The organism is Collinsella sp. TF09-1AT (genome assembly GCF_003436895.1).
In the GTDB taxonomy this organism is placed as follows: Bacteria; Actinomycetota; Coriobacteriia; order Coriobacteriales; family Coriobacteriaceae; genus Collinsella.
This window is the reverse complement of the sequence record NZ_QSRC01000004.1, coordinates 76,225-88,979: the sequence shown is the minus strand read 5'-3', so window position 1 is coordinate 88,979 and position 12,755 is coordinate 76,225. Positions and strand designations below refer to the sequence as shown.

The following is a 12,755-nucleotide window of genomic DNA, read 5'->3' as shown; positions in this document are numbered from 1 at the left end:
CGAAGACCACATTAAGTGGTCTTCGGCTCGTGCGGAATCTACGAAAAACGGGCCTACATTCCTCCCCTTAGGTATCGATTACTTCAGTCTGAATTGACTTCGCTTTGGCTTAAACAAACACACAGAATAGCACAGGTAGTTGGGGTTATTGCGTATATATAAAATAGCCTCCGACCGCGGGTGGTCGGAGGCTATTTGCAAGCACGTATTTGGCTGGTTTAGCCGTAGATGCGCTGGGGTTGCTCTTCGCCCTTTACGGAGGCTTCGGTCACGATGACCTTGGAAACGCCCTCCTCGCTGGGCAGGTCGAACATCGTCTGCTGCAGCACGTCCTCGCAGATGGAGCGCAGGCCGCGGGCGCCGGTCTTGCGGGCGAGCGCCATGCGGGCGATCTCATGCAGGGCCGCATCCTCAAACTCAAGCTCAACGTCCTCGAGCTGAAACATCTTGCGGTACTGACGCACCACGGCGTTCTTGGGCTCGGTCAGGATCGACACCAAGTCGTCCTCGTCAAGCGCCTGCGTCTGGGTGACGACGGGCGTACGTCCCACAAACTCGGGGATCATGCCAAAGGCGTTGAGGTCCTGCGGGAGCACCTGACGCAGCAGGTCATTCTCGTCGACCGAAGTGGGGCCGGCGATCTCGGAGTTGAAGCCCACGCCCTTGTTGCCCACGCGATCGGCGATGATCTTATCCAGACCCACAAAGGCACCGCCGCAGATGAACAGGATGTTGGTCGTGTCGATCTGCAACAGCTCCTGCTGGGGATGCTTGCGGCCGCCGGTGGGCGGAACGCTGGCCACCGTGCCCTCAAGGATCTTCAGCAGCGCCTGCTGAACACCCTCGCCCGAAACATCGCGGGTGATGGACAGGTTCTCGGCCTTGCGGGCGATCTTGTCGATCTCGTCCACATAGATGATGCCCACCTGTGCGCGCTCGATATCGCCATCGGCAGCGTTGATGAGCTTGAGCAGGATGTTCTCCACGTCCTCGCCCACATAGCCGGCCTCGGTGAGCGCGGTGGCGTCGGCGATGGCAAACGGCACCTCGAGAATACGCGCGAGCGTCTGGGCAAGCAGGGTCTTACCGGTACCGGTGGGACCGAGCAGCAAAATGTTGGACTTGGCGAGCTCCACCTCGTCCATATCGTCGTCGAGCTGCGCGTCCGAGCCGTCGTCATAGGCCGAAAGCGCAGCGCCGCCCTCAATCACGCGGCGGTAGTGGTTGTACACGGCAACCGACATGGCGCGCTTGGCGTCTTCCTGGCCCATGACATAAGCCGAAAGCTCGGCATAGATCTCGTGCGGCGTCGGCACGCGCGTAATGACCTGACGCATATCGTCCTCGAGCTCAAAGCCCTCGGCCTCGGTATCCACAGCGGGCTGAGACGCAGCCTGGCCGTGGTCGTTGAGGAAGCCCGGCAGCTTGCCGTTGCGGGCGGCGTCCATAAAGTCCGAAGCCAGCGACTCCTCCAAAATCTCGGAGCAGGCGGCAACGCACTCGTCGCAGATAAAGATGTTGGTCGGACCCTTAACAAGTCGGCGAACCTGACCCTGCTCTTTTCCACAGAAGGAGCAGCGGATGGGGTTTCCGTTCTCGTCGAAGTTATCCTGCATGTTACCTGCCATCCTAGGCATCCTTCGCGGCGAGATCGCGCGAGGTGACGATACGATCGATCAGACCGTAGTCGAGGGCCTCGGCAGCGGTCAGGTAGTTGTCGCGCTCGGTATCGGCCTGGACCTTCTCGATGGGCTGGCCCGAGGCATCGGACAGGATCTGGTTGAGCTCGCGACGGGTCTTCTTGATCTCCTCGGCAACGATCTCAATCTCGGTCTGCTGGCCCTGGGCGCCACCGCTGGGCTGGTGAATCATGACCTTGGAGTGCGGCAAGCAGAAGCGCTTGCCCTTGGCGCCGGCAGAAAGAAGCACGGCGGCCATAGACGCGGCCATACCGACACAGATGGTGGAAACCTGCGGCTTGATAAAGTTCATGGTGTCAAGAATCGCCAGGCCGGAGTATACCTCGCCACCGGGCGAATTGATGTAGAGCGAGATATCCTTCTCGGCATCCTGGCTCTCAAGATGCAGCAGCTGGGCAACGACCAGGTTGGCACTGACAGAGTTGATCTCCTCGCCCAAGAAGATGATGCGGTCGTTGAGCAGGCGCGAATAGATATCGTAGCTGCGCTCACCGCGCGGCGTCTGCTCGATAACGTATGGCACGAGGGCGGAATCGAACTTAGCGATCATACGCATCTCCATTTCTCTCTTGCGGACCAAATTGGTTCTAGATAAACGTACGGTGCCCGCATGCTATGCATTGGCTGGCACCGTACGAAGCAACCGGATAACCGGTGTATAACTTTACCCCATCACGGGCACACGCATGCGCTCGCGGACAAGGTGGCGAGAATTACTCGGCGTCCTTGGCGGTCTCGTCGACCTCGGTCACCTTGGCGTTCTCGACCAGGTGATCGACGGCCTTGGAGCGACGGATGGACTCGCGGACGGCGGGCATGCGGCCATCGGCGATGAACTCGGCCTTGGAAGCCTCGACGTCCTTGACGCCAGCCTTCTCGAACTCGGCGTTGATGTCGTCCTCGGTGACCTCGATCTTGAGCTCACGGGCGAGGGCGTCGAGCGCCAGGGACTCACGGGCAACGTCGTTGGCCTGCTTGTGCAGGTCGCCGATGAACTGCTCCATGGTCAGACCGGAAGCGGGCAGCCAGGTGTCCAGGGTCATGCCGCGGGCAGCGAGGTTGGACAGGAAGTTCTGGCCAAGCTCCTCAAAGACGGATTGCTCGTAGTCGGCGTCCATCTCCTCGAGCTGCAGACGCTCGGCGAGAGCGGAGACGCAACGGTTCTCCTTCTCGGCCGGGAGGCGGGAAGCCTTGTCCTGCTCGATCTCGATCTTGATGGCGTCGTGCATGGCGTCGATGCTGTCGAAGCCAAAGTCGGACTTGACGAGCTCGTCGGTGAGCTCGGGGGTGTTGCGGACCTTGATGCCCTTGACGGTGACCTCGACGGTGTGGGTCTCGGCCTCCTCGCCCTCCTCGACCTCGTCGGTCCAGGTGACGGTCTTGACGTCGTCAACGTTAGCGCCGATCAGGGCCTCGTTGAACTCCTTGGGATTGCTGTCGCTACCGGCGATGAGCATACGGCCCTCGGCGGCGAAGTTATCAGCGTTCTCGACGGCCTTGAGGTCGACGGTCACATAGTCGTCAGCCTCGACGGCGCGGCCCTCGACGTCCTCGAAGGTGGCGCGGTAGTTGAGGAGCATCTCGACCTGGTTGTTGATCTCGGACTCGGTGACCTCCGCGGGAGGCATCTCGATCTCGACGGCATCGAAGGAGGAGAGCTCAGCGGCAGGACGCAGGGAGAACTCGACAGTGTAGGTGTAGTCCTCGTGATCCTTGGCGAGGTCGAGCTCCTTGTAGTCACCGTTCTTGGTGGGGACGATGTCCAGCTCGTTGAGGACGGCGGGCTCGTTGGCGGCGATCAGGTCGTTAGTGGCCTGAGCGAGGGTAGCCTCGGCGCCAAGAGCGGAGTCGATAACCGGACGGGGAGCCTTGCCGGCACGGAAGCCCGGGAAGCGGTACTTCTTGGCGGTGTCCTTGTAGGCCTTCTTGATCGCGGCGTCGACGTCGGCGGCCGGGATGGTGACCGTAGCGGTGAGCTTGGCGTCCTTGACGTCAGAAGCGGTGATGTTCAACACGTTCCTCCTCATACTGCCCAGCTTATCTGAGGTGCTGGTACCTTTTATGCAACAAAGAGTCGCGACGGCGGGAGCCGACGCAGGTACGTTGGTGCGGGCGAAAGGACTCGAACCTTCACGGGAATCCCACCAGAACCTAAATCTGGCGCGTCTACCAATTCCGCCACGCCCGCATGAACGCACAGACTAGGAATGATAGCAGATACGAACGGCAAGCGCACGCACACGTTTTACAGGCTCACGACCTCACCACGAGTTGCCGATGGCTCAGGGTAGCTAATTTGGGACGGGGCTATTTTAGCTACCCCACCAAGGCGTTCGAGCTCGGAGCCGAATTCGAAGTGTGGGTAGCTAAAGCGTAAGGCCTCGTAGCTCGCGCGGTAGTCGTGTTTGACGACCACGATGTGCTCGATCACGTCGCGCACGTAACCCATGTCCACGAACTCGGCGAGCGGCACGCGGCCGGCACCCGTCAGCTCAACATAGGAATCGAGCGCGAGGAAGGCGGAGAGCACGTCCGAGAAGCCAAAGCGGCCGTAGATGCTGCCACCCACCGTGGCGGTATTGCGCAGCTGCACGCCCACAATGTCGTGGACGGCAAACTCAAACACATTGTTGACGAGCGCGTTGAGCTCGGCATGGCGCTCGAGCTGGCGCAGGGTGCACATGGCACCGATGCGAAACTCGGTCTCGGTCTCCTCGATCTGGTCGAATCCGCAGGCCGAAAGGTCAATCGCCGTCGCCACGTGACGCGATCCCAGGCGCATCCAGATGCCGCCGCCCACAATCTTGTTGTTGCGGTTTTACTGCAAGAGCTCATAGGCTTCGGCCGCGTTTCCAACACGGACGTAGGTACCGAACTTGAGCAAGTTCTCCCCCATCTCTTTACTTGTCCAGTACCTCTAAGTGTACCAAACGAGGGCGCACGACCCTCGCCACCATAGAAAAAGGCTCCCGGCCGATATGGTCGAGAGCCTTAGGTGCATCAGCTGGTGCTGAACGGAGCTATGTTGAGCTGGATTTAGCAGACGCCCTGAGCGAGCATGGCGTCGGCGACCTTCAGGAAGCCGGCGATGTTGGCGCCCATGACAAAGTTGCCCTCCTGGCCATACTCCTTGGCGGTGTCGTCCACGTTGTGGAACATGCCGCGCATGAGCTGCTCGAGCTTACCGTCGACCTCCTCGAAGGTCCAGGACAGGTGCTCGGCGTTCTGGCTCATCTCCAGGCCGGACACGAGCACGCCACCGGCGTTGGCAGCCTTACCAGGCATAAAGGCGACGCCGTTCTCCTGGAAGTAGGTCGTGGCCTCGATGGTCGTGGGCATGTTTGCGCCCTCGCCGACCACCTTGCAGCCGTTGGCGACGAGCGCCTGGGCGTCCTCGAGCAGCAGCGTGTTCTCGCGAGCGCAGGGCAGCGCGATGTCGCAGGGCAGCTGCCACACGCCGCGGCCGTCGCCCTCGTGCCACACGGCGTTGGGCTTCTCGTCAACATACATGGCGAGCGTGACGCCCTTATCGTGACCGGAACGCTTCTGGTTGTAGACGTGCTCGAGCACGGAGTAGTCGATGCCGTCGGGATCCTCGACCCAGCCGTGAGTATCGGAGCAGGCCAGCACCTTGCCGCCGAGCTGGGAAACCTTCTGGACGGCGTAGATAGCGACGTTGCCGGAGCCGTGAACGACGACGTTCTTGCCCTCGAAGGAGTCGCCGCGGCTCTTGAGGTACTCGTCCACAAAGTAGACCAGGCCGTAGCCGGTGGCCTCGGTACGGGCGAGCGAGCCGCCAAAGGAGAGGCCCTTGCCGGTGAGGACGCCGGTCCACTCGTTGGTCAGGCGCTTGTACTGACCGAACATGTAGGCAACCTCGCGGCCGCCAACGCCCAGGTCGCCGGCGGGAACGTCGGTGTTGGGGCCGATGTGGCGATAGAGCTCGGTCATGAAGGACTGGCAGAAGTGCATGATCTCGTTGTTGGACTTGCCCTTGGGGTCAAAGTCGGAGCCGCCCTTGCCGCCGCCCATGGGAAGGGTGGTCAGGCTGTTCTTGAGGATCTGCTCCAGACCCAGGAACTTGAGCATGCCCAGGGTGACCGTGGGGTTAAAGCGCAGGCCGCCCTTGTAGGGTCCAATGGCAGAGTTGAACTCGACGCGGTAACCGCGGTTGACCTGAACCTTGCCCTGGTCGTCGACCCAGGGAACACGGAACATGACGATGCGCTCGGGCTCGACAAGGCGCTCAAGCAGGGCGGCCTCCTCGTACTCGGGGTGGGCGTCGAGCGCCGGCTGGATGGTGCCGAGGATCTCGGTCGCGGCCTGGATGAACTCAGGCTGCTCGGGATAGCTGGCCTTGAGCTCTTCGAGAACTTTCTGCGTGTAGCTCATGCTTCCTCCAATGATGGGAAACGAAAAGTGTCGGTCGCGGCACCCTATGCGCCGCGAGCTTTATCGTGTATGGATAATATCGCACTGTTGCGGCAAAGTTACGAATAAGACCGCGGGCGGATGTTTCATTTTGATTACGATGCAGGTAGATGGGTTTTTGACCGCCTGACGTGCAAATCGCGTGTTTCAAAGCTGTTTCTCGCACGTTTCGAAACCACCACAAAGGGGACAGGCACCTTTGTGGTGGTTTTGGCCCGATGCGTTGGCGGGAACGTATGTGAATCGAACACATCCAAGACGTTTTGCACGCCTCGCAACGGTTTTGAGGACCGCGGGGCCCACCGGGGGCACATCCGTTCCCAAGCGTGGCGGTATTTTACCAAACCGAACAGACCATAACCGAAAAGAGCGATGCGGAGGCCGCTAGCGCAGCGATCTCAGACCGCCGGCCTCCTTGTCGAGCACTGTAAAGCGCACGGCATCCAGATGCTCCAAGATGCTGATGGTTCGCTTGCGAGACACGCCCAGAGCTTCACGCAGCACACTCGTGGTGGCGGCACCGCCAGCAGCCTCGATAGCCGTCGCAACAACCTCACGCGCATGAGCCTCGGCGGCGGCGGACAAGGCAACGTCACGCTCGACCTTAACGATCGAGCGGTTGAGCGAAAGCTCGCGCAGGGCGCGCGTCATGGTGTCGCGATCGAGCTGAAGCTGCTCGCCCACCTCGGGAAGCGTCGGCGCATTAAGACCAGCCTCGTCCAGCAGGGCAACGATACGCTGGCCAGCCTCGCGTACCACGCGTATCGCCGCAGCAGCGGAATGCGGGTCGAACACCTCGGCGCCGTCGACGGCGCACACGCCGCGCGCTCCCCCGCCGACAGAGCCCGCGCGCGGCGACAGTGCGAAAGCAGGACGCGTCCGCCACCAAGCAGCGAAACTGGCGAATACGACAGAATGACGGCCTGATCGCCGACGCGCAACGGCAGCGGCCGTTCCAGGCGCACCTGCACCACACGCGTCTCGCCGACCGCGAGGGGCGGCTCGTCGTCCAAAAGCATAATGCGGCCGAGCACCTCGGCCGTGCCCGCCATGACGTGCATGCGCGTACCCGAAGCAAGAACGCCGGATCGCACGCCATCGCGCCCCACATATGTCAGTTGCATCAAAAAGCGCAGCGTCTGGCCCACGCGACCCTCGACGCCGAGCATCTCGCCGCGCTTGAGGCCCGCCACGCCATCGCCCACCAGGTTCAGGGCGACGCGCTGGCCGGGAACCGCGCACTGGGTATCCCCGTGAACCTGCCCCCGCGCACGCGACAGCGCGTTTGCGACGGCAGCGCAACGAGCTCATCGCCAACCGAAACGGGACCGTCGTGCAGCGTACCCGTCACGACGGTTCCGATGCCGCGGATGCTAAAGCAACGGTCGATGGGAAGACGGGGCGCGGCGCCCGAGCCAGTGGTCGCCTCCAGGCGATCCGACCAGCACGAGCAAACCGCGTTATCGAGCGCCGTAAGCAGCTCGTCCAGGCCCTCGCCCGTCTTGGAGGACACCGGCACTATCAACGCCCCCGCAAACACGGTCCCGTCCAGAAACGCCTCGACATCGAGCTCCGCCAGCGTGGCAATCTCGTCGTCGGCCAAATCGCGCATCGTGAGCGCGACGACCATGCGCGTCACACCCAACAGCTCCAGAACCCGAACGTGCTCGCGGGTCTGCGGCATCACGCCCTCAACGGCCGAAACCACCAGCAACGCTACGTCCACGCCGGTGGCGCCCTGCACCATGGCGCGCAGATAGTGCGCATGCCCGGGCACGTCGACCAGGCCGACAATCTTGCCACCGGGAAGCTCGAGCTCGCCAAAACCGAGCTCTGTAGTCATGCCTCGGCGGCGTTCGACCTCCAGACGGTCGGGATTTTTGCCGGTCAGTGCCTCGATAAGGGCCGACTTTCCGTGGTCGACGTGTCCTGCTGTTCCAACGACAACGGGACACTCGACAAGCTCGCTCGCAGTCATCGACGCAAACCTGCCCGCACGGCATCCACCAACGCAGACGCACACAGATCAAGGTCGGTGTCGCGCAAAAGCGTGCGAACGTCAAACAGCACCTGGTCGTGGCGCACGCGCGTCACAACCGGCGTATCGGGCTCCTGAACCAAGGCGCGCTTTAGGCCATCGGCGGATAGGCGCCCATCGACAGGGCAGACGGCAACGCAAAATGTTGGGGGCTCGACAGTCGGCAGCGATCCGCCGCCGGGAGTAGAGGCGCCCTCGACAACCTGCAGCTCCACGGCCTCTTCGCACTGAGACTCGCGAAGCTTGCGCAGCAGACGCGCGGTGCTCTTTGCGGCCCCCACGGGCACAGGTCGCGACGTCATACTCAAGCGTGCTGTAGCCTCGTCCAAAACCTGCCAAAATAAACCTGTCCCTTTTTGGTCGGTTATGGCTTGGGTCCTTTAGGCCTCTTTATTGGCGTAAATAAACCAGTAGCCCAGCGCCACGATCAGGGCGCCGCCCACGATATTGCCCAGCGTGGCGACCGAAAGGTTGAGCGCCAGCCCAGCGGCGTTGAGGGCATCGGCGCCGGCGACATCGGCTCCATAGCCGCAGGAATGCATCAAAATGCCCATGGGCAAAAAGTACATGTTGGCAACGCAGTGCTCAAAACCGCAGGCCACAAAGGCAGCGATAGGCAGCAAAATGCCCACGACCTTATCGACCACGGTCTTGCCGGCAGTGCCGATCCATACGGCCAGGCAGACAAAGATGTTGCACAGAATGCCGCGGAAGAAGATGGTAACGGCGTCGATCGTAACCTTACCGGCGGCGACGCTCACCATGGTGTTGGCGACGGCCTCGCCGTTGAGCTTATAAATAGCTGCCATGTAGATCAAAAAGACAACGAACAGGGCGCCGGCAAAGTTGCCGATCCACACAATAGCCCAAGCCTTGAGCATCTGGACGAGCGTGATCTTTTTGCTCTTAAGCGCGCAGACCATAAGCGAGTTACCGGTAAACAGCTCCGCGCCGCAAATGAGCACGAGCACCAGTCCCAGGCAAAAAGCAAGACCGCCCACGAAGCGCTGGGCGCCCCAGCCAAGCGTGGGGTCGCTCAGAAAGACCGTGAAGAACAGGCCGCCGAAGGCGATAAACGCGCCGGCGAACATGGCGAGCAAAATGGCCTTCGAGACCGGCAGGCTGGCCTTGGCAACACCGGCAGCCTCGGTCTTGGCCTCGATCGCGGCGGGCGCCAGGCAGTCGGGAGTGGGATATTCTGCCTTACTTTGTGCCATGGCAATCACTACTTTCGTACGATGTGGGACAAACGCTCCTGGTTCATTTGCCCCGCGAGGTCGGACGGTATAAAAATAAACGCGAGCCAAATTAGCATATTGGCCTGCGATTATATAGCTTGGAGCGGGCGACGGGAAGTCCAAGGATTTGCTTCGCAAATCCTTGTTTCGCTGCGGGCCTTCGGCCCTTGCGTGCTGCGCTGGAAAATGCTCACGCATTTTCTCAGCTCCGCACCCTGACGGGTTCGATTCCCGTCGCCCGGCGCGTAAACGAAAACAGCTCTGATTCCCAAAGGAAACCAAAGCCGTTAAAACAATTCTTATGGAGCGGGCGACGGGAATCGAACCCGCGTCATCAGCTTGGAAGGCTGGGGTTCTACCATTGAACTACGCCCGCAAGATATGGTCGGGACGACAGGATTTGAACCTGCGACATCCTGCTCCCAAAGCAGGCGCGCTACCAAACTGCGCCACGTCCCGAAGGTGTTGAGCAGCTAAGGTCTAAACCTTGCGTGTCCCAAAGCGAAGGAAATTATAGGGGAGACTCCCCGCCTGTGCAAGTGACGATACCCTAGCTCCTCGAATGTGCGACAAACCGGCTGTGGAGCAGGCCGATCACAAACGCCACCACGGCAACCGGCGTCCACGCGGCTCCAATGTCTGCCAGCGGCAGCGCATCGAACGGCAGCCACGCGCCCGTAAAGAACGCATCGCGGACCGAGGTGATCACGCTCTGGACCGCGACAACGCCGCCGACCCAGACCCACACCTGCGGATGCGCGTCGCAAAAACCGTGCACCAGACCCATAAGCACCAGCACGATGGCGACGGGGTACAGGGCGTTGAACATGGGCACCGAGAACATGAGGATCATGTCGAGACCCACGTTGGAGAGCACGCACGAAAACGCCGCGAACACAAAGGCGAGAACCGCAAAGGGACGGCGCATGGCCTCCTCGGAAGCCTCCGCTCCCCCTTTGACCACATACGTCTCGCAGAAATAGCGCGAACAGCAGCTGATGAGCCCGATGCACACGTTCATGCAAGCGAGGAAGAAGATCGCAAAGACCACGACCGTGCCGGCAAGGCCAAAATGCATGGAGGCAGAGCGAGCGAGGATGGCGGCGCCATTGGTGGCATCGGGCATCACGGTGCTGAGTTGCGTGCCGGCAAGTGCTAGGCCGCAGTAGATGATGGCCATGAGCACACCGGCGATCACGCCGGAGCGCGAAATCTCGAAGGCAACGCGCTTGTCATCGGTAACGCCCAGCTCGTGGATAGTCTCGGCGATGATGATGCCAAAGGCGAGCGAGGCGAGCAGGTCCATGGTCTGGTAGCCGGTCAAAAAGCCCTGCACGGCAGCGCCGGCATTATAGGGAGCCTGCGGCGCGGCAGCGGGACCCAGCGGCGAGACCACGGCAGCACCCACGACCAACACGATAAGGGCGATGAGCGCGGGGCCCGTAATGCGGCCGAGCACGCGCGTGATGACGCCGGGACGCAGCGTGAGCGCAAATGCGACGATAAAGAATCCGACGGCGAACACCAGGCGAGCCGTGGCGAGCGAGACGCCCTCGGGCAGCAGCGGCACCAGCATCTCGAAGGCTGTTGAGCTCGTGCGCGGAATGGCCAAGCACGGGCCGATGGCCAGATACACCGCCGCGACAAAGAATTCGCCAAACTTGGGGTGCACGCGGCCGGCAAGCTCGCGCGCCGTTCCGGCAAGTGCCACGGCGATAAAGCCCATGACGGGCAGGCCGATGGCGGCGATGAGAAAGCCGAGCATGGCGACCGGCGTGGCAGAACCTGCCTGTAGCGCCAGCAGCGGCGGAATAATGAGGTTGCCGGCACCAAAGAGCATCGAGAACAGGGCAATGCCGACAGTGAGGACATGGTCGGAGCGCAGGCCGCGGGGAGCGGATGAGGCCATGGGACCACCTTTCGAGTCGAGACAAAAACGGGACGGGCAAAAGACCCGTCCCGCAAGTATATATGCTTTAGCAGACTAAATCGTGAAAAGCTTCAATCTAGCCACCCCTTTTGAGCCGTTACGCGTCCGAGCGACGACGACGCAGCAGCTCGAGCGCTATTGCGATAAGCGCAACGGCGCCCGCAGCCACGGCGGCTGCCAATGGCGCGTGATCGCCCGTATCGGCGAGCTGCTGAGCGCCCGACTTGGACGAAGCCTTCTGTCCGGGGTTTTCCGCACCATCGCCCCTTGCCTTATCGGCTGCGGAGTCAGCCGAACTACCTGGTTTTGCCGGATCCCCAGAATCCGACTGGTCGGAATCGGGCGTCCCGGGCTTATCCGGGTCCGGGTTGCCGGGCCCCGGCTTCTTCTTCACCGTCAGCGTACCGGGCTCAACCGTGACATCAAAGTTCGGGTCGATGACCGTCGCCTCGATCTGGCACTCGCCCGCCGGAGAACTCTCATCGGCGACGCAGGAGTACTCGACCTTCACGCCCGAAGTGTCAACCGCACTCTCCAGGCTCGAGGTAAACGCTGGGTTCGTCTCTCCCTCGAAGCGCTCGGTGTCGTCAACCTTCACCGTTACTAGATTATGCTTTCGCGCGAATAATGTTTATGATAAATATCTCTCGCCTGATAATTTTCTTTTACCAATAACCACGAGACGGCCCGCACTGTCGCTGCATAAAAAGGCGGAGCAGCCCGTAAGGTTACTCCGCCGCAGGTGAGCACGACATTGGCGTGGCACTCATCGGCGGCTTCCACAATGGCATCACCGATTTCGCTGACGTCGTCGCGCACGACCACATGTGAGGCGACCGTCCATCCCTGCGCCTCGATAAGCTCCTCGAGTGCGGCACCTGCCTCGTCCTGGGCAAGGTCGCGCGTATCCGAGCACGTCACGATCGATATCTTCAACTCCATAGCATTCCTCCTATAGCACCGTTCCCTCGGGCAGGTCGACGCGCACAACGTCCACAACATCTCCCGCCTTGAGCTCACACGGCCCTTCGTCAATACGCAGCAGGCAGTTGGCCCGCTGCATCGTGCCGAGTAGCGCCGAATTCTGCGTCTTGGCCTCGGTCACCAGCAGCTCACCGGTCTCGGGGCCGCGCAAAACCGTGGCGCGATCGAAGAAGCGTCGGTCCTGGCGCTTCTTCACGCCGTGCGTCAATATCGCCTGCTGCACGGGACGCGTACCCTCGGCAAAGCCGCGCATCTTGCGGATCGCGGGGCGGGCGAGCATCTCAAAGCCCGCATACGCCGCCGCGGGATTACCCGAAAGCCCAAAAACGGCTTGTCCCCAAGCAGGCCAAACGTGATGGCCTTGCCGGGACGCATCGAGATGCGATCTTACATGCCACGGCGCGCAACGGCGGCGCCGATTCTTAATGTTTGGT

The 12,755-nt window shown here is 61.6% G+C and carries 13 protein-coding genes and 4 tRNA genes; all 17 read right to left on the bottom strand.

The features are described 5' to 3' along the window. Positions 1 to 218: 218 nt before the first annotated feature. The 17 genes from clpX to DXC90_RS04800 all read right to left on the bottom strand — a co-directional run bounded on the left by clpX (position 219) and on the right by DXC90_RS04800 (position 12,601). Complete coding sequence (gene clpX, locus DXC90_RS04875) at positions 219 to 1,628, bottom strand: ATP-dependent Clp protease ATP-binding subunit ClpX (RefSeq protein ID WP_117734998.1); 1,410 nt, start codon at positions 1,626 to 1,628, stop codon at positions 219 to 221. Position 1,629: 1 nt separating this feature from the next. Then, on the bottom strand, positions 1,630 to 2,250 hold the full coding sequence (locus DXC90_RS04870; RefSeq protein WP_022095182.1) for an ATP-dependent Clp protease proteolytic subunit: 621 nt from the start codon (positions 2,248 to 2,250) through the stop codon (positions 1,630 to 1,632). A gap of 163 nt (positions 2,251 to 2,413) precedes the next feature. Next, positions 2,414 to 3,715, bottom strand: coding sequence for a trigger factor (gene tig, locus DXC90_RS04865; protein ID WP_233502175.1), 1,302 nt, complete (start codon positions 3,713 to 3,715; stop codon positions 2,414 to 2,416). 89 nt (positions 3,716 to 3,804) lie between these two features. Next, positions 3,805 to 3,888, bottom strand: a tRNA-Leu gene (locus tag DXC90_RS04860). 57 nt (positions 3,889 to 3,945) lie between these two features. Then, the gene (locus DXC90_RS04855; RefSeq protein WP_255413366.1) at positions 3,946 to 4,482 is read right to left on the bottom strand and encodes an FAD binding domain-containing protein; all 537 of its coding nucleotides are present in this window, start codon (positions 4,480 to 4,482) and stop codon (positions 3,946 to 3,948) included. 254 nt (positions 4,483 to 4,736) lie between these two features. Continuing rightward, positions 4,737 to 6,092, bottom strand: a complete 1,356-nt coding sequence (gene gdhA / locus DXC90_RS04850) for an NADP-specific glutamate dehydrogenase (RefSeq protein WP_117734995.1) — start codon at positions 6,090 to 6,092, stop codon at positions 4,737 to 4,739. Positions 6,093 to 6,355: 263 nt separating this feature from the next. Beyond that, a tRNA-Sec gene (locus tag DXC90_RS09525) sits at positions 6,356 to 6,453 on the bottom strand. 62 nt (positions 6,454 to 6,515) lie between these two features. Beyond that, entirely contained in the window at positions 6,516 to 6,950 is a 435-nt protein-coding gene (locus DXC90_RS09520; protein WP_158550219.1) for a SelB C-terminal domain-containing protein, read from the bottom strand. A 391-nt stretch (positions 6,951 to 7,341) separates the two neighbouring features. After that, complete coding sequence (locus DXC90_RS04840; RefSeq protein WP_117734993.1) at positions 7,342 to 8,109, bottom strand: GTP-binding protein; 768 nt, start codon at positions 8,107 to 8,109, stop codon at positions 7,342 to 7,344. Further along, on the bottom strand, positions 8,106 to 8,471 hold the full coding sequence (locus DXC90_RS04835; protein WP_117734992.1) for a hypothetical protein: 366 nt from the start codon (positions 8,469 to 8,471) through the stop codon (positions 8,106 to 8,108). Before DXC90_RS04835 ends, DXC90_RS04840 begins: the two co-directional genes overlap by 4 nt. Positions 8,472 to 8,549: 78 nt before the next feature. Beyond that, positions 8,550 to 9,386 (bottom strand): formate/nitrite transporter family protein, encoded by an 837-nt coding sequence (locus DXC90_RS04830; RefSeq protein ID WP_117735101.1) that lies wholly within the window; start codon positions 9,384 to 9,386, stop codon positions 8,550 to 8,552. Positions 9,387 to 9,709: 323 nt separating this feature from the next. Next, positions 9,710 to 9,783 (bottom strand) — tRNA-Gly (locus tag DXC90_RS04825). A 6-nt stretch (positions 9,784 to 9,789) separates the two neighbouring features. After that, positions 9,790 to 9,866: transfer RNA gene (locus DXC90_RS04820), tRNA-Pro, on the bottom strand. Between the two features lie 91 nt (positions 9,867 to 9,957). After that, on the bottom strand, positions 9,958 to 11,316 hold the full coding sequence (gene brnQ, locus DXC90_RS04815; protein WP_117734991.1) for a branched-chain amino acid transport system II carrier protein: 1,359 nt from the start codon (positions 11,314 to 11,316) through the stop codon (positions 9,958 to 9,960). A gap of 118 nt (positions 11,317 to 11,434) precedes the next feature. Further along, entirely contained in the window at positions 11,435 to 11,935 is a 501-nt protein-coding gene (locus DXC90_RS04810) for an MBG domain-containing protein (protein WP_117734990.1), read from the bottom strand. A gap of 5 nt (positions 11,936 to 11,940) precedes the next feature. Further along, positions 11,941 to 12,279 (bottom strand): molybdenum cofactor biosynthesis protein B, encoded by a 339-nt coding sequence (locus DXC90_RS09715; RefSeq protein ID WP_233502172.1) that lies wholly within the window; start codon positions 12,277 to 12,279, stop codon positions 11,941 to 11,943. Positions 12,280 to 12,289: 10 nt separating this feature from the next. Beyond that, positions 12,290 to 12,601, bottom strand: coding sequence for a hypothetical protein (locus DXC90_RS04800; RefSeq protein ID WP_233502170.1), 312 nt, complete (start codon positions 12,599 to 12,601; stop codon positions 12,290 to 12,292). Positions 12,602 to 12,755 lie beyond the last annotated feature (154 nt).

What these genes read in the sequence shown, in the direction of transcription:
- clpX (WP_117734998.1), bottom strand. Translation starts at nt 1,628, where the DNA reads ATGGCAGGTAACATGCAGGATAACTTCGACGAGAACGGAAACCCCATC.
- DXC90_RS04870 (WP_022095182.1), bottom strand. Translation starts at nt 2,250, where the DNA reads ATGATCGCTAAGTTCGATTCCGCCCTCGTGCCATACGTTATCGAGCAG.
- DXC90_RS04855 (WP_255413366.1), bottom strand. Translation starts at nt 4,482, where the DNA reads ATGCGCCTGGGATCGCGTCACGTGGCGACGGCGATTGACCTTTCGGCC.
- gdhA (WP_117734995.1), bottom strand. Translation starts at nt 6,092, where the DNA reads ATGAGCTACACGCAGAAAGTTCTCGAAGAGCTCAAGGCCAGCTATCCC.
- DXC90_RS04840 (WP_117734993.1), bottom strand. Translation starts at nt 8,109, where the DNA reads ATGACTGCGAGCGAGCTTGTCGAGTGTCCCGTTGTCGTTGGAACAGCA.
- DXC90_RS04835 (WP_117734992.1), bottom strand. Translation starts at nt 8,471, where the DNA reads ATGACGTCGCGACCTGTGCCCGTGGGGGCCGCAAAGAGCACCGCGCGT.
- DXC90_RS04830 (WP_117735101.1), bottom strand. Translation starts at nt 9,386, where the DNA reads ATGGCACAAAGTAAGGCAGAATATCCCACTCCCGACTGCCTGGCGCCC.
- brnQ (WP_117734991.1), bottom strand. Translation starts at nt 11,316, where the DNA reads ATGGCCTCATCCGCTCCCCGCGGCCTGCGCTCCGACCATGTCCTCACT.
- DXC90_RS09715 (WP_233502172.1), bottom strand. Translation starts at nt 12,279, where the DNA reads ATGGAGTTGAAGATATCGATCGTGACGTGCTCGGATACGCGCGACCTT.
- DXC90_RS04800 (WP_233502170.1), bottom strand. Translation starts at nt 12,601, where the DNA reads ATGCTCGCCCGCCCCGCGATCCGCAAGATGCGCGGCTTTGCCGAGGGT.